Origin of the sequence: Flavobacterium sp. UBA6135, assembly GCF_002428305.1 — a bacterium.
GTDB lineage: Bacteria > Bacteroidota > Bacteroidia > Flavobacteriales > Flavobacteriaceae > Flavobacterium.
In genome coordinates this window covers 17,782-39,193 of record NZ_DIVJ01000034.1, presented here as the reverse complement: position 1 = coordinate 39,193, position 21,412 = coordinate 17,782, and the positions used below count along the sequence as shown (strand labels likewise).

Annotated in this window: 16 protein-coding genes; 5 read left to right on the top strand and 11 right to left on the bottom strand. The window is 36.5% G+C overall.

The genetic code is table 11. The features are described 5' to 3' along the window. Positions 1–5: 5 nt before the first annotated feature. A complete protein-coding gene (locus B3L86_RS08655) occupies positions 6–401 on the bottom strand; it encodes a DUF5675 family protein (protein WP_291117738.1) in 396 nt (131 codons plus the stop codon). A 3-nt stretch (positions 402–404) separates the two neighbouring features. Beyond that, positions 405–968 (bottom strand): hypothetical protein, encoded by a 564-nt coding sequence (locus B3L86_RS08650; protein WP_349679487.1) that lies wholly within the window; start codon positions 966–968, stop codon positions 405–407. Positions 969–1,971: 1,003 nt separating this feature from the next. On the opposite strand from B3L86_RS08650, the gene B3L86_RS08645 reads away from it, so the two are divergent. After that, on the top strand, positions 1,972–2,886 hold the full coding sequence (locus tag B3L86_RS08645) for an IS110 family transposase (protein ID WP_291117732.1): 915 nt from the start codon (positions 1,972–1,974) through the stop codon (positions 2,884–2,886). A 322-nt stretch (positions 2,887–3,208) separates the two neighbouring features. Then, on the top strand, positions 3,209–3,412 hold the full coding sequence (locus B3L86_RS08640) for a hypothetical protein (protein ID WP_291117729.1): 204 nt from the start codon (positions 3,209–3,211) through the stop codon (positions 3,410–3,412). A gap of 195 nt (positions 3,413–3,607) precedes the next feature. On the opposite strand, the gene B3L86_RS08635 is transcribed toward B3L86_RS08640, so the two are convergent. Genes B3L86_RS08635 through dinB form a run of 3 tightly spaced genes read right to left on the bottom strand, consistent with a single transcriptional unit; the run spans position 3,608 to position 9,267 of the window. Beyond that, entirely contained in the window at positions 3,608–4,990 is a 1,383-nt protein-coding gene (locus tag B3L86_RS08635; protein WP_291117726.1) for an exonuclease domain-containing protein, read from the bottom strand. A gap of 3 nt (positions 4,991–4,993) precedes the next feature. Then, positions 4,994–8,053: a DNA polymerase III subunit alpha gene (locus tag B3L86_RS08630; RefSeq protein WP_291117723.1), complete on the bottom strand. Its 3,060-nt coding sequence runs from the start codon at positions 8,051–8,053 to the stop codon at positions 4,994–4,996. Beyond that, on the bottom strand, positions 8,053–9,267 hold the full coding sequence (dinB, locus tag B3L86_RS08625; protein WP_291117721.1) for a DNA polymerase IV: 1,215 nt from the start codon (positions 9,265–9,267) through the stop codon (positions 8,053–8,055). Before dinB ends, B3L86_RS08630 begins: the two co-directional genes overlap by 1 nt. Before the next feature lie 98 nt (positions 9,268–9,365). On the opposite strand from dinB, the gene B3L86_RS08620 reads away from it, so the two are divergent. Further along, complete coding sequence (locus B3L86_RS08620) at positions 9,366–10,139, top strand: XRE family transcriptional regulator (protein WP_291117718.1); 774 nt, start codon at positions 9,366–9,368, stop codon at positions 10,137–10,139. 75 nt (positions 10,140–10,214) lie between these two features. Here the strand turns inward: B3L86_RS08620 and B3L86_RS08615 are convergent, their stop codons facing one another. After that, the gene (locus B3L86_RS08615) at positions 10,215–10,964 is read right to left on the bottom strand and encodes a hypothetical protein (protein WP_291117715.1); all 750 of its coding nucleotides are present in this window, start codon (positions 10,962–10,964) and stop codon (positions 10,215–10,217) included. 32 nt (positions 10,965–10,996) lie between these two features. Between B3L86_RS08615 and B3L86_RS08610 the strand changes: the two genes are divergently transcribed. Both B3L86_RS08610 and B3L86_RS08605 read left to right on the top strand, forming a co-directional pair. Further along, the gene (locus B3L86_RS08610; protein ID WP_291117712.1) at positions 10,997–11,620 is read left to right on the top strand and encodes an SOS response-associated peptidase; all 624 of its coding nucleotides are present in this window, start codon (positions 10,997–10,999) and stop codon (positions 11,618–11,620) included. Between the two features lie 11 nt (positions 11,621–11,631). Continuing rightward, positions 11,632–12,024, top strand: coding sequence for a hypothetical protein (locus B3L86_RS08605; RefSeq protein ID WP_291117709.1), 393 nt, complete (start codon positions 11,632–11,634; stop codon positions 12,022–12,024). A 628-nt stretch (positions 12,025–12,652) separates the two neighbouring features. On the opposite strand, the gene B3L86_RS08600 is transcribed toward B3L86_RS08605, so the two are convergent. The 5 genes from B3L86_RS08600 to B3L86_RS08580 all read right to left on the bottom strand — a co-directional run bounded on the left by B3L86_RS08600 (position 12,653) and on the right by B3L86_RS08580 (position 21,349). Further along, the gene (locus B3L86_RS08600; RefSeq protein WP_291117707.1) at positions 12,653–13,228 is read right to left on the bottom strand and encodes a hypothetical protein; all 576 of its coding nucleotides are present in this window, start codon (positions 13,226–13,228) and stop codon (positions 12,653–12,655) included. 172 nt (positions 13,229–13,400) lie between these two features. Continuing rightward, positions 13,401–13,958, bottom strand: a complete 558-nt coding sequence (locus tag B3L86_RS08595) for a S24 family peptidase (protein WP_291117705.1) — start codon at positions 13,956–13,958, stop codon at positions 13,401–13,403. A 7-nt stretch (positions 13,959–13,965) separates the two neighbouring features. After that, entirely contained in the window at positions 13,966–16,554 is a 2,589-nt protein-coding gene (locus B3L86_RS08590) for a S9 family peptidase (protein ID WP_291117702.1), read from the bottom strand. A gap of 60 nt (positions 16,555–16,614) precedes the next feature. Then, on the bottom strand, positions 16,615–18,015 hold the full coding sequence (locus B3L86_RS08585) for a RagB/SusD family nutrient uptake outer membrane protein (RefSeq protein ID WP_291117700.1): 1,401 nt from the start codon (positions 18,013–18,015) through the stop codon (positions 16,615–16,617). A 16-nt stretch (positions 18,016–18,031) separates the two neighbouring features. Next, positions 18,032–21,349: a SusC/RagA family TonB-linked outer membrane protein gene (locus B3L86_RS08580; RefSeq protein ID WP_291117697.1), complete on the bottom strand. Its 3,318-nt coding sequence runs from the start codon at positions 21,347–21,349 to the stop codon at positions 18,032–18,034. Positions 21,350–21,412: the final 63 nt, after the last annotated feature.

The window sequence follows — 21,412 nt, the reverse complement described above, 5'->3', positions numbered from 1 at the left end:
TAATTTTAAGTGGTGATTTCTAAATAAACCAATACGCCCGAATCCATAGCAAGTCCTACATACTCCATGAGCTTTTCAAAAGCTTTTCGGAATTGAACGCCATTGCCCGGTGCTGTGAGTGTGGTCACAGGTGCAATACAACCACGCAATTCTCGCAAGGCATCATTGGCGGAATGAATCAAAATAAAATTCCTTTCCGGAACATCTACCAGTTCCAAATGATGCTGAAATCGCGTACTATAACGCCTCCGTAGTAAATACTTCCCCTCAGGCACACAGGAAATACCGCGTTGATTGCCTTGGTCAGGCAACTCAATAGTGTAGCATATAAGCGTACCATTGACGGTTAGCATCCCATTAGTACCCTCAGGGAAGTAAATACGTTCCAGTACTAAATCCATCAATTAAAGAGTGTCAACTCCTACAATCGACAACGGATTAAACGCACCATTTTTCAACGGATACATACTGCCGTTAACTTCTTGGTAGAAGACAATACCCAAAACCAAAAACAACGGATGAGCACTGTTAGCGGGCACACTATTCACGTGATTAATTACTGCAGTAGGTGTAATATCCCACGGTAAAATCGCAGTCTCCGACGTTTCCGTAACAAATACACCGGTCTCAAAATCTAAATCAACCCCACCGGAGACAATCTTGAAATGAGTCGTACCTTGTGGTACTGCTAGCATTTGCGAAGGTACAAAGGAAGCGATATCCACCGATAACGTTCCGGCTACTCGGTCTATTACACCCTCAAAAGGGACAAACAAACTACCGCTTAACTTACCTTTAAGGTTAAACTCAAAACCGGTAAGTAGTCCTAAATCACCATTGATAACATCACGCATACCTCGGTCGCTAATCGTGTCGGTCTGCAACACTTGAATCATACTTTGTGTGAGCCTACTCACCATTCTGGAATCGGAAGCACTCAATAACAACGGACGAATAGCTGTTCGCAACTTACGCCCGGCCTTGCCGCCTCGTCCAAATTCAGAATTGTTCTCCCGAGTACGCTGAAAAGCAGCATCGTTTTTAATTCTGTTACCGTCCAGCGAAGTACGCTCCTTCGCTATATACCCATCTTGGGTCTTTAAAAAAGTAATATCTCCGATAGTACCTTTCAACTTGATAATGCCTTTTTGTCTGGCCATGATCTTAAAATTTTAAATGAAACTTTGTTTTAAAAACTCGGTCTTTTTTATTTTTCGTTGCAACGTATCTCTAAAAGACTGAGACAAAGTTCAGCAGAGAAGTACCCGCAATACAAAAAGGCAGTGTACCGGATGTCCTAATACGACACAATACGACACAAAGTGACAGGGGTGTCCTAGTATTTTCGTAAGAAAAAAGTTGTAAATTGCACCCGTATAATAGTTATCCAATGTTGAGATAAGGATAAATTTCGATTTCACAGAGCTGAACCTCTAGAAAAGAAACACAGTAAACGTTCTTAAATTTAAAACTTGCTACGTTCAGTAATCCATAGCGAAAGCTATGCCTTTGCGTCTCCTATGCGTAAACCTAGAGAATGCTAGTCACTGCGACTTTGCGAGAAACATAAGCGAACGCCATATCATTGCGGCTTTGCGGCTTTGCGAGAGAAAAAAAAGTATACTTTGACCTCGCGAGAAACCTAAGCGAACGCCATATCTTTGCGTTTCTAATGCGTGAACCATAGCGAACCCTAGTCTTAGCGACTCCTATGTTTGCATAGTTATAAAATCTTGTTTCAAAGATATATATATTTGGATTTATAAAGTGAAAGAGAGTGAGAGTCGATTCGCGACTAAATGACTCAAGAAGTACATTGACGCAAAGATATGACCTCATTCTTTTTTATCTTTTAGAGTCTGAACAGAATGTAAGGAACTACGCATGTCGTATTATCCAGAATATCCAACCAGGAGAAAAGACGAAGGGAGATTCATCACTTTATAATAACATATTTAAAATTAAGAAGTTATGAAACTATTGAAACAAGTATTAGGAATTGATGTGGCACAAAAAGAATTAGTGGTTACTTTAGGAAGAATGCATGATGATTTAACAATCGAATTGTACGCTTATAATATTTTTAAAAATACCGAAAAAGGGTTTTTAAAACTTACAGAATGGGTAAATAAGCTCACAGATAAAGAGATTAAAGTTCGATATGTTATGGAAGCCACGGGTGTTTATCATCAAAAGTTTGCCTATTATCTTGATGAAAAAGAAGAAGATATAAGTATTGTTTTGCCTAATAAAATCAGTAATTACATGAGAACTTTAGACACCAAAACAATCACAGATAAAACGTGTTCAGAAGGAATTGCCAGATTTGGATTGGAAAGAAAATTAGACAATTGGAAAAAGCCAAAAGAAATTTATAGATTATTAAAACAACTCACTCGTGAACGTCGTCAAATAACAGATGAGAGAACAATAGTAAAAAATCAATTACATGCTGAAGAAACAGAAGCAATGCCTCATTTTTCAAGTATTGAACGTTTAAAAAGAAGAATAATGTTCTTAAACACCCTTGAAAAAGAAATTAAAAATGAGATTGAAATTAGTGTAAAAGAAAACAAAGAGCTTATGGTAGATATAAATAACATTTGTACAATTCCAGGGATATCAATATTGACAGCAGCAACAATAATTGGAGAGACCAATGGATTTGAGCTAATACGAAGTAAAAAGCAACTGGCAAGTTATGCTGGATTAGATGTAAAAGAAAAACTATCGGGAACCTCCGTAAAAGGTAAACCATCAATATCCAAAAAAGGAAATCGACATTTAAGAAGCTGCCTCCATTTACCGGCACTTAGCACTATAAAATGGGACGAGAACTTTCGAAATCAGTACGCAAGAATTGTAGCAAAACACGGAATAAAATGAAAGGATGCGTAGCGGTTCAGAGAAAATTATTGGAACTGGTTTACGTTATTTACAAAAATAAAACAGTATATGATCGGGATTATGAATCAAAAAATAGCGTGCTAGCACAAAAGGCATAAGCACGCTATACAGTCTAGCTCAATGGCTGACTTAGAATACAAATTTAATCATATAAAAATATAAAACAACAAGCCTGATAAAAATAAAATTAAGATTTTTTAGGAAATCAACACAGAATCTTTGCGAGAGAAAAAAACAGAACAGTAGTAAATGAAATCGAATACACTCCATTATCAAAAACAATCGGATACGCAAAAAAAAGATGAAACCCGGACCAAAAAGAGTCTGCATCTACCCGAAAGACATTCAGCTTATCACCGGTAAAAGCTACCGGCAAAGCACTCGGTTAATGCGGAAAATCAAAGATGAGTACGGCAAACTCGACAAAGAATTCCTCACCATTGACGAATTCTGTAACTACACCGGAATTAAATACGATCAGATTGCCCATCTGATCTTTGGTTAATACCTCCTAAAACCCAATTAACCAAAACCTACCCGCAAAAACAATCCCAACCGGTTCATTTTTTAAACTTTGAAAATCCATTCAATGAAATTGCATCACAATAATTGCAGATAAATTTTATATTGGTGTTGTAAACTATAAAGACATTATTTTAAATTATTTATGTAAACAGCGGTATACTAATAATTATTGTTATTACGCTTCACTGTAGTCAGTAACTCGCCGCACTTTCCCCGGATATTTCTCTGCATATCCATAAAGCAACTGCATGATATAACTATTACTTTTATACTGCATCACATACCCTTTTACCTCAGCTAATTCGGTTACTCCCACCTCAGCACTGATATATCCCATGCCGTAAAAGTGCCCTTTTTCCACCCATATACAGCTTCGCTCTTCGTTCGTGCGACCTTTGTCAATAATAGCAAAAGTGGGTCGGTTGCTGACTAAAAATTCCAAAGCATTTTCAATTTGGGCATTGTGAGTTTCTAATTCAGGTAAATCAGTAGTGCTGAATTTGGAATGAACCTCGCCATCATTAATCGCACCGTAATTACAAAAACGATGATCGATTTCAAACTGAGTTGCCAATTTCCGAAGTACGTTGATGCCATCATATAGATTGCTGAAGGTTTCAATACAGGAATGAAATTTAGGTAATTTGCCAACGGCTAAATAACAGTAACCGTTGCGGGCTTCGTAGCTATACAATCCAAATTTAGGTTCAAAACGTTTAAGGGCCTTGTTGTACATAGGCCATAATTTCTTTATTTCAGTACATTCCAAAACCAACGCCATTAACTCGGTAGCACAAACTTCAAACGAAATACTATAAATATCCCGCATAAAATGTTGTCGTTGCGGCGAAATAGTGTGGCCACTAAAATGCGAAGCCACCCGTTTTTTTATATTGACGGCCTTCCCCACATAAATCACCTTTTTATCAATGTTATAGAAATAATAAATCCCCGGCTTTTCAGGTAATTGTTCAAAGTCGGTAGGTGGTAAATTGGGTGGTAATCGCTGGTCTACCGCCGTCTTCTTTATCATTTTTGAAATTTCACCTTCACTATCCCAGGCTACTAATTGTGAAAATAATATCGCCGTAGCATCAGCATCACCTCCGGCACGGTGTGCATTAAGTAACGGAATGTCGAGCGAATGACAAAGTTTACCCAAGCTATACGAAGGCAACCCGGGTTTTATTTTTCGTGCCGCTCGTACCGTACACAATTTCTTAGCCGTCCACTTAAACCCGGCCTCTTCTAATTGATGGCGAACAAACGAATAGTCGAAGTTGACGTTATGAGCCACAAAAATTCGATCCGTGAGTAGTTCTAAAACCGTTTCTGAAATGGCATCAAAAATAGGTGCATCTTTGACCATTTCATTATCTATACCGGTTAAAGCAAAAATAGCAGGCGGAATATGTTGTTGCGGATTTACCAATGATTCCCAACTTTCAATGACACTGACACCATCGTGAATTCGAATGGCAATTTCTGTAATGCGACTGCCACCGGCATAACCACCGGTGGTTTCGATATCTACTATGGCAAATTCTTGTTTTTTCATTGTTTAGTCCTGCTTCATCTTTTGCCGTGGCAAATTAATTTCATGTTCCTGTGGATACGGTGCTCGGTGCGTCATACTCACATCTTCGCGAATTTGTTGCTGTGTTTGAAAACGTTTTTCATCCGTAGCGGAATAACGGGGATCAGGAATAAATGGCATTTTTTCCATTTTTGAAATGGTAATAGTAGGAAAATGATAATCCACCTCCACTTGACCGAGCAACAAATAACATCCTCCTCCTTTAAAAGGATACTTTTGAAGGCAATCAGCAAAATGTGCCGTATCAAAAAATTCGCCTTCCGCATCGATCCAAGTGCCAAAATACATATCGCCTCGTTTGGTTGGAACTTGTTTTCGGGAAATTAAATACGCCAACATCCGAACGGTTTTCTTGTGATGTTTGGTCAAATCCCGTGCCATTACGTCTCCACGGTAGTTAGTCTGTAATAAATTAAAAGGAGTGACCGAAACCGGAAAATCCAACAGTTCAATTTCATCAAACGCATCTTCAAATGGAGAACGCTCAATAACAGGTAATTTATATTCTTTCACCGGTTCTTGTAATAACGTCAGGTGACGGTGCTCCGGTTTAAAGTTGATGAGAATCAATCGTGCCAGAATGAGTAGTTCATTTTTCGGTTTTCCCGTAAATCGAAAGGCTCCAATAAAAATCAAGATTTGAATGCCTTCAATGCCAATGGGAACCCGATTGATAAAATCTTCTAAGGAGGCATACTTCCCGTTTTCTTGTCGTTCAGTTACCATGAGTTCGGCTGTTTTTACATCCAAGCTTTTTAAATGCTGAAAACCTAAGTACACATTTTTTCCATACACCGTGGTTTGATAGGCACTTCTATTAATACAAGGATTATGGATTTTAGCACCGGACATTCGTGCTTCATGCACATACACTTCCGTTCTGTAAAAACCTCCAAAATTATTAATAACAGCGGTCATAAACTCAATAGGATAATAGGTTTTCAAATACAAACTCTGATAACTTTCCACCGCATACGACGCCGAATGGGCTTTGCAAAAGGAATAACCGGCAAACGATTCTATTTGGCGATAAATCTCCTGACTCAACTGTTCGGGATGCCCTTGTTTTTTACAGGAAGTAAAGAAGTTGTCTTTTACTTTTTGTAAAGCGGCTTTAGAACGTCCTTTTCCACTCATCGCACGACGAAGGATATCACCATCAGCTGCGGGAAGTCCGCCATAATGCAAGGCAATTTTGATTACATCTTCTTGATACACCATAATGCCATAGGTTTCACCTAATTGTTCTTTAAACACCTCATGAAAGTAGTCAAAACGATCAGGATAATTGTGCCTAAAAATATACTCTTTCATCATCCCCGATTGGGCAACTCCCGGTCGGATAATGGAGGAAGCAGCCACCAGTACTTTATAAGTATCACATTTTAATCGTCGAAGTAATCCCCGCATCGCAGGACTTTCGATATAAAAACAGCCAATGGTTTTGCCTTCACTCAATAGTTGATTACAGATTTTCTCATCTTTGGATAACGAAGTGTCACGGATATCTACTTCAATGCCTTGATTTTGCTTAATCAGTTTTACTGTATCATCGATATGCCCGATGCCACGCTGACTTAAAATATCAAATTTATCAAACCCGATGTCTTCGGCTACATGCATATCAAACTGCACGATGGGATAGCCTTTGGGAGGCATTTCCAATGCTGTAAAATTGGTAATTGGTTCTTCTGAAATAATTATTCCACAGGAATGCATACTGCGTTGGTTAGGATATTTTTCAAGTAACATACCGTAATCTTGCACCATTTTTACCACTTCATTTTTATGATGGGTTTTCATGGGGTTTTTGGCTAATTCATCCAACTCTTCTTTCGGTAAACCAAATACCTTCCCTACTTCACGGAAAATGGAACGGTACTTAAATTCTACATTCGTCCCACAAAAAGCCACATGATCTGTACCATATTTTGTAAAAATGTAGTCTAAGATAGTATCCCTTTCCCGCCACGACCAGTCAATATCAAAATCAGGAGGTGACTTTCGATTCACATTCAAAAAACGCTCAAAATATAAGTCGAGTTCCAACGGACAAATGTTGGTAATATCCAAACAATAAGCAATGATGCTGTTGGCTCCACTCCCACGCCCGATGTGCAAAAACCCTTGACTGATGCTGTATCGCACAATATCCCAAGTAATGAGAAAATAACCGCTAAATTCCAATTCATTGATGACTTTTAATTCTTTTTCCACTCTGGCTTTGGCTTCAGGATTGTTTGAACCATACCGCCGAATCATCCCTTCATAGGCTAGTTTAGTCAATAAGGCACTATCGTCTTTTTGATTGGTCGTATAATGTTTCTTATTTTTTGGTGTATTAAAATCATAGTCAAAATGACAAACTTCAAGTATAGATTTTGTGTTTTCTATAATTTGCGGATAATCACTATACTTTTCAATCAGTTTTTCCATCGGAATCATAACGTGCGAAACTTTGCAATAATCGGTGTCAGTAAGTTTTGAGCCTAAAATATTAAGGTCAATGGCTCGAAGTATCTTATGCAGATTATATTCTTTTTTGGTCCGATACGTCACCGTTTGCAAAATCACCATTTTATCCATCTTGCGTTTCCAAACATAATTATACAACTTGGGTAGTTGCTCCGGTGCTATGCCAATAAATTCATTATCATTCAACGATTCCGGGATGTTATCAAACGGATATAGGATAATCGTATTTTCAAAATTAGGTGCTTGAGTGGGAAGCGGTGTATTTTCAAAATTATGCTTGGTCAATAAACGGTTCATTTCAGCGATGCCTTTTCGATTTTTGGCTAAACCAATATACAATTGCTTGCCCTCATTGCGAAAGTCAATACCAACCAATGGCTTTATGTTTACAGCTTTGCACGCTTTATAAAAATCGTAAATACCCGTAACGGTATTAATATCGGTCAATGCCATAGCCGTCACACCAAACAATACTGCCTGTTCCACTAAATCCTGTAGCGGAATCGTGCCGTAACGTAGCGAATGAAAGGAATGGCAATTGAGATACATTATTCAGGGTTTATGGAGTTAGGTACTACTGATTGACTTCTGGGATTGCTAACGATATTTCCTGCTTTGGAGGTAATGTTTCTTCCACCACAACGGGTTACAGCATCATAGCCAAAACGGTTTTTGATTTTGTCCATCGCCTGATACAAGGCAATCATTTCTTCGGTGTCTTCAAACATATTGATTTGATAAGTACCACGAACCAAACCGGCAAACGATACCCCAACCAACCGAATTCGCATACGTCGGTTGTAAAGTTTGTTGAACAATTCAAGAGCTATTTTACTTAAAATATGATCGCACGAAGTATAGGCTATCTTTCGTTGCAAATTCTCCGTATCAAAATTGGCATAACGTATTTTAATCACTAATGTCGAAACCAACCATTGTTCCTTACGAGCCTGATAAGCTAATTTTTCCACCATACCCAAAATCAGAGATTCTACTTTTTTTATGTCAATTGTATCTTGCAAATAGGTATGCTCCGTCGAAAGTGATTTTCTTTCTCGGTAAGGTTCCACCGGTGCATTATCAATGCCATTGGCTTTTTTCCAGATTTCTAATCCGTTTTTGCCAATCATACTTTGCAACACTTCAGCAGGCGTTTCCGCTAATTTTTCTATGTTTCGGATGCCCAATCTTGAAAGCAGATTAAAAGTCACTTCTCCCAACATTGGTATTTTACGAATGGATAACGGATTCAAAAACGGCTTGACCATGCTTTCCGAAATTTCCAAATTGCCTTTGGGTTTGCCTTCTCCGGTAGCAATTTTAGAGACGGTTTTGTTAACGGATAACGCAAAACTGATGGGCAATCCGGTTTCTTTGGTGATGGTTTGTGTTAATTCATTGGTCCATTTATAGCAACCGTAAAATTTATCCATTCCGGTAATATCGAGGTAAAATTCATCAATGCTTGCTTTTTCAACCAATGGGGAATGCTCTTCAATAATTTGGGTAACCTCATGCGATTTTTTGGAAAACAATTCCATATCCCCTTTTACAATTTTGGCTTGCGGACACAATTGCATCGCCATTCGAATAGGCATAGCAGAACGCACCCCAAAATAGCGTGCTTCATACGAACAAGATGCCACCACGCCCCTTTCGCCGCCGCCCACTATTAGAGGAATCCCAATCAATTGTGGGTTTTCTAATCGGACGCAAGAGACAAAAAAAGTGTCTAAATCCATATGTACAATCGCTCGTGACATAGTGTTCTAAATTTTTGGAATTGAAATTAGTTTACAAAATTAGGACGTTTAATCCCTTTATTTAGTATTTTTGTAGTGACTTAAAATCCCTTTAACATATGTTGTATATTGCAGACAATTTAAAATGGTTGAGAAGTAAACGAAACTTGTCCCAACAAGAAGCTGCCGACGGTATGAAATTACCGCTTGATCGCTACAAGAAATATGAATACGGAAAAAATACGCCACCCGCAGAAACCTTACTCATTATTTCGAGGTATTACCACATCAGTATCGATTTATTGTTAACCGTCGATTTACGAAAAACACCCATTGATAACTTACTACAATTGGAAGACAACCGCATTGTGTTACCCATAACCGTGAACAACGAGGGACAGAACTTGGTGGAAATTATCACCCACAAAGCCAAAGCCGGTTATGCCTCAGGCGGTTATGCCGATTTTACGTTTATGTCACAACTCGATCACATTTCCCTTCCTTGGCTCAATAAAAACGAAAAGTACCGCACCTTTCCCGTGGATGGTGATTCCATGCCGCCGCATAACAGTAAGTCGTACATCATCGCGAAATATGTGGAAAAATTGGGCGACGTGGTAGACGGCAAAACCTATATCGTGATTACGACCAACAATGAAATGGTCTATAAGCGATTAAATAAAAACGGAAAAAACACTTTCACATTAAATTCCGACAACACTTTCTATAAACCGTATGAAGTCAAATTTTCTGAAATTGCTGAAATATGGGAATATGCAGGAAGTCTTGAAAGAGAAAACTTTAAACCGGAACATTTTTCTGCAGATAGTTTGGAGGGGATTATAAGGAAATTGCAGGGGGATGTAATGGAGATTAAGGAGAGAATGGGGTGATGAAAGGAGGCTATGAATTTTATGTTTTTTGAGATTTGTATAATTTTTACTTTGAAATGACTTTATGATGTACCATTAAATAAAGCAAATTTGAATAGTGTCACCATTTAAGTAGGTGCCGAAGAGCTCCACATCATCATTCTTAATCTTTTCCAGACATTTTTCATAAACTTCAATTTGTGATAAAAGATTCAAATGATGTCTTTCTTTAAAATAGAAAGCGATGTAAGTTACAAATTCTTTCGTATCCCACATTTCATTAAAGGGCTCATCCTTATCAACTTCATAGAGGTATACATATTTTGCTTTTCCTGATTCCATTAATTTGATGACCTTGGATCGCATTACTTCTAAATTTTCATTTATTAAATTAGGCTCAATTGCCGTTTCAAAAGAAAATACCGGTATAAATCGTAACAAGTCATCATGAAACTGTTGATCGTAAAAGGAATCTAATCCCAACATTATAAAATGACAGTTGGCAACACGACAAATGTATTCACACTGTACATCCATATTTGAACTAGTTTCATACATATAATGTAATTGTTCTCTAAATAATTCCTCTTTTGTTAGATTTTTATAGTTGTAAACAAGCAAATCAACATAGTAATTTTCTGTGTCTAAACTTGTATTTGGTTCAGGCTCGCTTGGATTTACAGGTACACCTTCGTAATCAATCATAGCTACTACTTCAGCATCCTTTAAGTGTTTTCTTAAGTAGTCTGAATAATAGCCGTCATCATAATAGGTTGGATCCTCCGTCTCATATACGGATTCAAACGGAGCTTTAAATTTTAAGCTTAGGATTACCGGTTTAATCATAATTCTGTACTTTTGATTTAAAGTACAAAGATATGTGTTATTACTCTGAACAAAGCGAACCGCTACTAAAAGTTGAAAAACGTTTTAACGCAAAAGTGGACCAACCTGCTTTGTTTTTACAATCTGATTTTATTGTTGGGTTTGAGTATTTGAATGTTCCGGTTATTTTGAATACTTCTCCTGAAATTATTGCTACTAATTATCATTGGGGACTTGTACCCTCGTGGTCAAAAGATATCGACTTTAGGAAAAATACGTTGAATGCACGAATAGAAACAATCGACGAAAAGCCTAGTTTTAGAAATAGTACATCGAATCGCTGTTTGGTGATTGCTTCCGCATTTTTTGAATGGCATTGGAATGATGAAAAGGGCAAATCGAAAGACAAGTATCGCGTATCTTCCAGTGAATCGGAACTATTTGCTTTTGCCGGTATTTATGAAACTTGGCTTAATCCAGCTACAGGAACAAATTATAATTCTTTCTCGATTGTAACTACCGCAGCCAATAAGCAAATGGAGTATATTCATAATCATAAAAAACGTATGCCGATTATGCTTAAGCAAGGTGATGAAATGGCTTGGTTGTATGGTAGGACTAGCGTACAGGATTTTGCTTTTCCGTATAGTGCAGACCTACTTGCTTTTAAAGTTTAACCCTATTACCTATGCAACTCCATTTTGATGATTTTGCCCTAACTATTGCTGCCGGAAACATAGAAGTACCTTACGGCAGTTTGGATGAACTATTATTTTTGCAAGTGAGGCAAGATGTTTTGAATAAATTAAACGATCCATCTACTGAAGTAGTACATTTCGGCTATGCTCCCGATAATACAGCAGATGCACAAGACGAATTATTGACTAATGGTATTTTTTATCGCATTATTGGCTACGAGAAAAATTTAGGGGTTGATTTCGATAGTTCTCACGAAGAAATAAAAAAAGCATTCGCCTATCTAGCAGAAAACTACAAACCGTTTTGGAGTACTATTATTGTGGAAGAAGGAGCTACCAAAAAAGAAGTTACGATTGAGCTATTGTATCAGGATGTTTTTTAAGTAGAATACGAGTAAACCAATTTTTCGACCCTAATACGACCCAAACTCCTCAAAAAACAAATTGCTTCCCGGTACAAATCAAATTGGCAAATTGCACCATCAACATAATGTCAATCCAGGAACCTTCCAATACAATAACATAAATTTACCCAACCACTTCAACTATTCACAAAACCTCTCAATAACAAGCCTAGCAAATTCGTATGCAAACATCTTAACCTCAATATTTAAAAAATTCCCCAAATCCAACACATTCCTCAATGTTCACAAATTGTGCTTGTTCACGTTTCCGCGAACAGTAAATAAAAGTGAACAATTTATTATAGGGTAACTTATAAAAGTAAATCTAGCAAAAGTACATGATCCATTCTCGTTAGTATCGTTTAACTTTCAAAACGTAAATATTCTTTTCGCATAACACTACGCATTGTGTAGTAGATAGCAAACAAAATATAGTAATTAAAAAGGATTTCATTGCTACGCTAGAATACCACGCCCTCCAAATCCACAACGTCTCCCTCTCCTTCTTCTTCCGTCTGCAGGCGGATGAAGAGGGCTGGAATGAGGTGTCTGATCTTAAAAAGAAAGAGAAGCAAAATTCAAATGCTTATGCAAATAATCAGCCATATCAACTAATCAAAATAGGTTCCAAAATCCGTTTGGCTTTACTACTCCCGTAATCCAGTAACACCTTTTTCAACTTTTTTTGATCCATTGTCTTGGCTCTAAAACGAACGTTAGAAACCACGTCTTTGGGGTCTTCAGCAAGTTGCTCCAAGTTGTTCAATAAATCAACCAACAAAAACTCTTTAGTAACTTTAGTCGGAAAATGGGGTTTCACTCTAAAAGAAAAGGTTTTCCCACCCAAATCAAAATCACCATGACGTTTATGATTGTAAATAATTTTTTGGTTATAAAGTTGTGTAGTCCCAACACCAAGAGAATTATAAGCATTAAACGAAGTAAGTAAAAAACGAGAGTCCTTCAAAAACGAACGCACCAAAACTTCTTCCTCTGGCGGTGCTTCGCCAAAGGCAGTAACCTCCGGATAAAAGTAAAGACCCTGCGAAAGCTTTTGCAATGTCCCTTCACTCACCAGTTCATCAAGGTGACGGTCTACAGATTTAGACCACTTCGACAAATCTGCCCGGCGGTAAACCTTACCTCTTCGTAAATGTTTTTTTAATTCTTGTAGCTTGTTCATAAAACAAAACTACAAAATATAAATGAAACGCATAGAGTTTCATTGAAAATTCATGCAAATTTATATAGTATTCACACCGGACACTATAGATAGCCTGTACTTCAACCCTACTTTAAGCCCCCTGCTTGCCACTCCTGTGTCTTAACCTGACACCGACTACGGATGGAAAAGGTTACATCATAGAAGCACTGGTAACCGTTGCTTTGATAAGAGCCAAAGCCGTTATGCTTGCAAAGGGAATTTCTTTGGTTTGGAAATTCTGATTGTAGGAGACTAATAGCACATTATCCGGGTTTGTGTTGGATTTTTGAAGGTATTTAAAAGTAACATATTCTTCATTATCAATAGTGAGACTAATAAGATACATTTCACCATAAAAAATCTGATTGCTGTTTGCCTCCACCTTTTTATAAGCTAAAAAATCACCACTTTTGATAAGCGGGTACATGCCTTCCCCGGTAGCTATTACAGCACCATCGCAGGTAGGGGCATTTGGAAAAGAGAGGTAGCCAATTTTATGACGGCTTTTTTTAGTAGACGTCAATAGTTTTTTTAGACCACCTGATTTTTCTATATCAAACACGGGAATAATTTCTTGTTTTGCATACTCGTTGGTTGGAGCTGATTCATTTACCTGCATTAACTCATTTCCGGTAGTACTTTCAAGAAGGGTTTCGAAACTAATACCGAGTTTTTCCTTAACGGTAATTATAAAGTCAAGTCTTGTCAAATATCTTTTACATCATCCAACTAGTTTTACTTTTATCTTTTAAATAATGATCAAACCAATCCTTAACTCGCTTAGTCAAATCTAATTGATTAGATTCTTGCATCAAAACATGACCTTCATCAGGATAAACCAATAGTGTACTTAATTTATCTAAACGCCATAATGCATTATGAAATTTAACACTATGGAGCCAATCCAATTGTAAGTCTTTAGTTCCTGTCCAAGTTAATATAGGCGATGTGATTGAAGGAACATATTGCAAAGGAGAATTTGCTAAAAATCTTTCACTGTAAAAAGGAGCTGTAATACGCATTTGGTCACGCTCAAAACGCCACATATTCGATTTTCCGTGACCATCACTCGTCAAATAAGCACTTGTCAAATCGATCATTGGTGATCCAATTACAGCAGTTCGAAATAGATTCGTATTTCCCATTATATAAGCCGTTTCATAACCCCCAAAAGAATGTCCCATTAATGCAATTCTATTTTTTGAGATAGAATATTCTTTCAAAACTAATGTTACAGCTGCTTTTACACAAGCCAAAGCATCTGCACCAGGACTATCAACACCATAAACAATGTCCGGATACAACACAAAATAACCATCAGAGACATATGTACTCAAGTTAAATCCCCACGTACTTTTATCAGTTGGTGATACATACTCCATAATTTCACTCGACTTCCTTTCATAAATAACCACTAGCAAGGGATATTCTTTCTTTTCATCATACGACTCAGGATAAAACAAAGCCCCTTTCAATTCCTTGCTTATATTAGGTGAATTGTATTGTATCAATTTTGATTTCCCCCATTCATATTTAGCTTGCTGTTTATTGGTTTGAGCGATTTCAGTTACGTTTCCAATTTCATTTACAAATAGTAACCTCGGTGGTAAACTAAAATGCTGCTCAACAAACAAAAAAGCATCAAAAGCATCGGAAGCCTGAATCAAATGCAAAGTACTTTCTCTCTCTAGTACTGAAGTCACTTGCAAGTCACTATTCATTAGTGCAAATCCAGTTCCTAAAGTCGATAAATCTTTCACATATAATAACTGTTGACTCTTAACTGGTACAACCCGAGTTTGAAAACCGTAATACGAAGCTTTAGGTGGCGTACGCAAAGGAGATTCATAAATTCTGTAAACCTTTCCTTCCTCCTTTCCTTTTGTAATTCGCTTTGAAAGAGTTTCGCCTGTAGTAAACTGCCAAACATCATGAGTATCACTCAAAAATAAACTACTATCATCAGAAGCCCACCAAGCTGGAGCTGCAGGTGGAAAACCACCTGGCTTATCGTATTGCTCATTATGAAAATTTGTTGAAATCAAACAAGTAACACAAGTATGTAATTGTGTTTGTATAGTATAAATCCACCATTGCTTTTGTATATAATAAGCTATAAAGTTTCCTTTCGGTGAGAACATTAAAGTATTTGGAAAACTTTTGCGAATAGGGTCTAAAGCAAAATATTCTTGTCTTTCTAAATGCTTCAAATACAAATCATTCGAAGTATTTTTTTTAAATCCCAAATCAAATCTTTTCTTTTCAACTAATAAAGCATATTCTGCATTTCCATTTAAAATAGCATCCTCATAATTAGAGTCTTCAACTGAACCTACTTGCTGTGTTCTTACATCCCAATAATGCCAATACAAGTGCTTATTCACTTGAGTATTTTTCTTTACTGACGGCAAATCAACTGAATCACTATGCCATACTTGGACACAACTCTCACAAATGTTTTGACTTTTGGAAGGAAGTGACTCCAATGAAAAAAACACTTTAGAGCCTTCATTTGTCAAATAAAGAGATTGACGATTTAAAATAAAATTTTTCGGAAATCTCGAAATAGGTAATACTTGTAAATTTGACTTTTTACCTTTTATTGTATTTATATAATAATAATACAAATGTAAAGAGAGATTTTTAGTATCTTCCAAAAAAAAAGCAAACTGCTGACCTTTATCATCCCAAGTAAAATCAGTTAATACAGAAGAATTTGGAAAAACAGCCACTACTTGCTCTTCATTAGTTTCCAAATCATATAGCATAATTTTTTGTGACTTTTCCGTAGTAACTACTGCAATAATGAAACGTTTATCTTTACTGAAGCTAAATTCAGTAACAGCACTCATTACTTTCCTTTCTAAAGTGTTTAGTTTTAACACCGTTAACTGATTATTGCTCCCTGAATTACTTACAACAACCAATTGTTTCCCATATTTTGAAAAATGATAAGTCAAAACTGAATCTCCTATCAGGTGCAATTCCACTTTTTTCAAATCAAATAATTGCAAACTATCATTCCTCAAAAACACAAAAAAACTAGTATCCGACGAAAACATCCCCCCTTTACATTTGGGGAAAATGTGTTTTTGGTTGTTCATTACTTTTTGCAAATAAAGTGTATCTGAAGTGTGATTACCTAGTACATAGCTCACCCAAGCACCGTCGCCACTCATAGCAATTGCTTTAAAATCATTCCATTGCGAATAAACTTCAACAGTCAATGGCAACTTTTGAGCATAAGCTATTGGTGAAAAGTTAATCCCAAATAATCCTATTAGTAATAATAGCTCTCTATACATTTTTTAAAAAATTTAAAACAGGTAGCTTAAGAAAAATTAATCCTAAACTACCCTATCTAATTAATAACCTGGATTTTGAGGTAATAAATTTGGATTCAACAACAATTCAGATTCTGGCAAAGGCAATAACAAATCCTTAGTATCCCAACCAGGCTTAACGCTACCCAATATATTAGATGCAGTCCCACTACGCTTCAAATCAAACCAACGGTGACCCAACTCAGTAAAAAATTCATGGCGTCGCTCCTGATGAATCGCATATAGCAAATCAGCTTGATTAGAAAATGGAGTATCATCCAAACCAGAACGGTTCCGTATTATATTCAAATCCACAGTGCCTCCTGCTAAATCTAACAATTGAACCTTAGCCTCCGCTCGAATCAAATACAATTCCTCCAATCGAAATAAGATAGAATATTCAACCGAACTTCCTGTATTTCCAACTGCTTTATATTTAAATGCATGATACCAAGAATCCACACCATTTGAAATTGTTTGTATCCAGTTAATTCTTCTAGTATCTCCAACTTCAAATGAAGAAACTAACGCTGGAGTTAAAGCAAAAGTAGGTGGTGGTGCACTCGTAAATGTATAATTCTGGGCTTCTAAGGTATTAGCCCCTGAAAATTGAGGCCGTAATTGCCATAGTGTCCCCATGCTTTCCTTCAAAAAAACATCAGATACAGGTACTAATTGATACATTGAACTATCGTCTATAACCAAGTCGGCATATTGTATAGCTTGCAACCATTCTTCTGAGTACAACTTCACTCTGGCTAACAAAGCGTAAACAGTACTTTTATTAGGACGCGTACGTTCAAAACTAATATAAGCTGAAGGAATTATAGTAGCTGATTGTTGTAAATCGGTTGTTATATAGGAATAAATATCAAGTACAGAACTCTTGGAAATACTGGCATTTGTTACATAATCCGTCGAAACTACATATGGTACCTCACCAAACAAATTAACCAAATAAAAATGCAAATAGGCACGTAAAAACAAAGCTTCTCCTAGTAAACGGTCCTTGTCTGCTTCTGATAAGGAAGGAGATTGTTGAACGCCTTCAATTACAGCATTAGCCGAATAGATCAATTGGTAAGAGCCGTTCCATAATGTTCTGATAGTTACATTCGTGGGCAAAACATTATTCTGATAAAAAAATTGGGGTGCCAAATTCCCGGAACTATAATAATCCAATTCATCAGCATAATGCCCCATCAAACAACCAATTCCTGAAGAATTACCTTGCAATAACACATCGTCTCGAAGTTTAGCGTAAATATAACCTAAGGCGGCATCAGCGGTTGCCACATCATCAAAAACAGTCGGCCCATTCAATTGGGAAGTAGGTAAATCTACTGTAACAAATTCATCACAACTACTTAAGGTAGCTATCGAAAAAATTACTAAAATAAAACGTGGTAAGGGGTTTAGTATTCTAAATAAAAAAGTATTCATAATTAACATTTTAAAATTAAAAACTCATTTGTACACCAAAGGTTAACATACGCAAAGTTGGCAACCTACCTTGAGATTGATTTTCAGGATCAGCTCCTTGAAATTTGGTAAACGTCAATAAATTTTGCCCTTGAAAATATAACTTGCAACTCCCATCTTTTATCAATGTCTTTGGCAAAGTATAAGAAAGAGATAAATTTTTCAATCGTACATAAGTAGCATCCGTGTAAGCCGCATTACTATTGATGTAATAACTGTAAAAATTATTCACTGCATCACCATTAAATCCAGCAGTAAAAAGTTGACCTGTATTAGTGTCTCCTATTACCTGCCAACGATCTAAAACACTTACCGGCATATTACTTGCAGAACCTGGTAAATCAGAAGTAGAAACACTATTCAAACCCAATTGCTTAACAAATTGAAACAAGAAATCCAAATTCCAATTCTTGTAGGTGATACTGTTTTGAATTCCTCCATAAAAATCAGGAGTTATATCCACTAGTTTTTGTCGGTCCTCTGTCGGAGTCAAAAGCCCATCACCGTTATAATCTTCAAAAGTAAATAACCCAGTATTGGGATCTACACCTGTAAACGAATAGACTTTTCTAATTCCTAAGGGCTGTCCTATAACCAGCTGATTGGCATAAACAGAACCTTCTAATTCAGGAAATGATAACAACTTATTTCGCAAACTAGTAATATTAAAAGAAGTAGTCCATTCAAAATTTGACTTTGAGAGATTAACAGTTCGCAATTCAAATTCTAGCCCTCTATTTGCTACTACTGCATCTAAATTAGACTGCACAGAGGTAAAACCAGTAGTGCCAGGTAATGGAATACCTACCAATTGATTCGAGGAACGATTGGAAAAATATCCAGAAGTTAAAAAGATTCGATCATTCAAAAATCCAGTTTCTAGAGCAACTTCAAACTTTTTGTTGATTTCCCAACTAAAATCAGCGTTAAATAAACGAGTAGGTTGTAAACCAATTGCTCCTGCATAAGGAATACCTGTAGGCATGTAAGTATTCAAAAACTGATAATCACCAATCTGATCACTACCTGTTGTTCCATAACTACTTCTTAATTTTCCAAAACTTAAAAAAGGGAGACGCTCACGCACACCGTCATAAGTACTAAATAGCCACGCAGCACCAACAGCACCAAATGTGGCAAACTGTTTACCCGGTCCAAATCTACTTGAACCATCCCTTCGACCAGTAAAATTTAATATATAAGTGTCCTTATAAATGTAATTTACTCTTCCAAAAACTGCAGCATAACGATATATATTTTCACCATGATTCATCACTTGAGTAGTGGTAGCAGCATTCAAATTGGTAATTAAACTATTACTGGCAAATCCAATCGCATAATTAGAAAGTTGTGAAGCTTCGCGTTCCTGAAAAGTACTACCTAATAGGAAACTAAGTCTAGAATTGGAAATTGTTTTTTTCCATTCCAATTGTGGTTCTACATTCCATGAATGCTGAAACGAATTATTAAACATAGCAGATGATATAGCACTAGTCAAACCAAAAGCAGGATTATAAATAGTATGCGGGGCTGTACTTAATTCACTTACTCGTGTATCATTATAACCTATCAAAGTAGAAAGTTCCAAGTCTTTAGCTAAAATATATCCTATGCGACCTCCTAAATTCAGCCCTTTTGTTCTAGACAAATATTTCCCATTTAACATACGTAAAGGATTTTCCCACGTAGAGTTCTCCCAATTCAAATTGCCCTCTACATCATACAAAGAAGGTGCATTGGGAGCTAAAGTTATGGCTGTTCGCGTCAAATCTATAGGCAATAAATCATTTTCATCAGCTACATAGATTCCAGAAAGTTGTAAACGCAACTTATCACTAGGGGAAGCATGGGAAACAGAAAAATGAAAAGAAGATTTTTTATAACCAAAATCACCCGGAAAAACCGTTGTTTCATTATAATGAGTTCCACTTACCATAAACTGTGTAGTAGAAGAACCTCCTGATGCTCCTAACTGTACAGAGCGTATATTAGCAGTACCTCCTATCAACTCTTTCTGCCAATCGGTATACTTATTTTTATCCCAAGTGCCATTAACATCATACGCCCAAAAGGGTAATGTAGTTATACCATCATTGGCAAAAGCTTCTTCTCGCATTTCCAAATACTGCTGCGTATTCAACAAATCCAATTTACGTGTTATAGTCCCTCCTCCTGTATAAGTATTCAAAGTAAACTGGGTTTTCTTAGCATTACCTTTTTTGGTAGTAATCAAAACCACTCCATTAGCACCTCGCGAACCATAAATAGCCGTAGCGTCAGCATCTTTCAATACAGTTACACTCTCAATATCGGTCGGATGAATAGCATTTAAAGGATTAACTCCAGAGCCAGGTAATATTGGTCCTGAAATAGATATATTACCTAAACTCTCCGAAGAGAAAGGCATACCATCCACAATATACAATGGTTGATTCCCTTCTGGTCGAATACTGTTTCTTCCTCTAATTTCTATAGAAAAACCACCACCCGGAACTCCTGTAGATTGAACAATATTTACACCTGTCATTCGTCCTTGTAATGCACCTAAAATATTCGCTACAGGTTGCTTTTCTATCACATCATCTTTTACAGTATTAATACTCCCCGTACGCTCTTTATCTTTTACGGTATAATAGCCAGCATTTAGAATTACTTCTTTAAGATTAGTGGTGTCCTCTTCTAGTTGTATATTAAATGTTAATTGGTTTGATACTGAAACCTCCAAAGTTTTATATCCTATGTATGAAAATAGTATAATATCATTTTCTATGGCCAGAATACTAAATCGACCATTTTCATCAGTAATAGTTCCTATTGATTTTCCTTTAACCAGAACCGTTACACCAGCTAATGGGCCGTTTGCATCGCTTACAACACCTGAAATTGTTTGCTGACTGATTGATTTAGATGGTGTAGGCTCTGGAATTGAAGATTTAGCTTTTATAATTATTGTACTGTCATCAACTAATTCAAAATTTAGATTGTTGTTAGATAGACTTAGTTGTAATAATTCAGAAACCAATATTTCGCCTTTTTTAAGTTGCACTTTTTGGGAATTTTTAAACAACTTTTTAGGGTAAATAAACTTGTAGTCCGTTTGAAGTTTAATAATTTTAAACACTTGATCAACTGAGACTACTTGATCTTCGTGAATAACTACCTTTTTCTGAGAAAAAGCTGTTCCGGAGTTAAAGCTAAATACTGCAGTACAGAAAAGGAAAATAAAGGTTTTCATAATCATTAACAATAACCGTTTTTGGTTGAAATAACGGATTTTAATAAATTTTAATTTCATAAATTTGCATGTTTTGGTTAGACATTAGTTTAATTAATTCACTCTAGAGGGACGGAGTAGACG

Coding starts and splice junctions, on each gene's coding strand:
- B3L86_RS08600 (WP_291117707.1), bottom strand. CDS start 13,228: ATGAACAAGCTACAAGAATTAAAAAAACATTTACGAAGAGGTAAGGTT.
- B3L86_RS08590 (WP_291117702.1), bottom strand. CDS start 16,554: ATGTATAGAGAGCTATTATTACTAATAGGATTATTTGGGATTAACTTT.
- B3L86_RS08640 (WP_291117729.1), top strand. CDS start 3,209: ATGAAACCCGGACCAAAAAGAGTCTGCATCTACCCGAAAGACATTCAG.
- B3L86_RS08630 (WP_291117723.1), bottom strand. CDS start 8,053: ATGTATCTCAATTGCCATTCCTTTCATTCGCTACGTTACGGCACGATT.
- B3L86_RS08615 (WP_291117715.1), bottom strand. CDS start 10,964: ATGATTAAACCGGTAATCCTAAGCTTAAAATTTAAAGCTCCGTTTGAA.
- B3L86_RS08655 (WP_291117738.1), bottom strand. CDS start 401: ATGGATTTAGTACTGGAACGTATTTACTTCCCTGAGGGTACTAATGGG.
- dinB (WP_291117721.1), bottom strand. CDS start 9,267: ATGTCACGAGCGATTGTACATATGGATTTAGACACTTTTTTTGTCTCT.
- B3L86_RS08610 (WP_291117712.1), top strand. CDS start 10,997: ATGTGTTATTACTCTGAACAAAGCGAACCGCTACTAAAAGTTGAAAAA.
- B3L86_RS08605 (WP_291117709.1), top strand. CDS start 11,632: ATGCAACTCCATTTTGATGATTTTGCCCTAACTATTGCTGCCGGAAAC.
- B3L86_RS08580 (WP_291117697.1), bottom strand. CDS start 21,349: ATGAAATTAAAATTTATTAAAATCCGTTATTTCAACCAAAAACGGTTA.
- B3L86_RS08620 (WP_291117718.1), top strand. CDS start 9,366: ATGTTGTATATTGCAGACAATTTAAAATGGTTGAGAAGTAAACGAAAC.
- B3L86_RS08585 (WP_291117700.1), bottom strand. CDS start 18,015: ATGAATACTTTTTTATTTAGAATACTAAACCCCTTACCACGTTTTATT.
- B3L86_RS08635 (WP_291117726.1), bottom strand. CDS start 4,990: ATGAAAAAACAAGAATTTGCCATAGTAGATATCGAAACCACCGGTGGT.
- B3L86_RS08645 (WP_291117732.1), top strand. CDS start 1,972: ATGAAACTATTGAAACAAGTATTAGGAATTGATGTGGCACAAAAAGAA.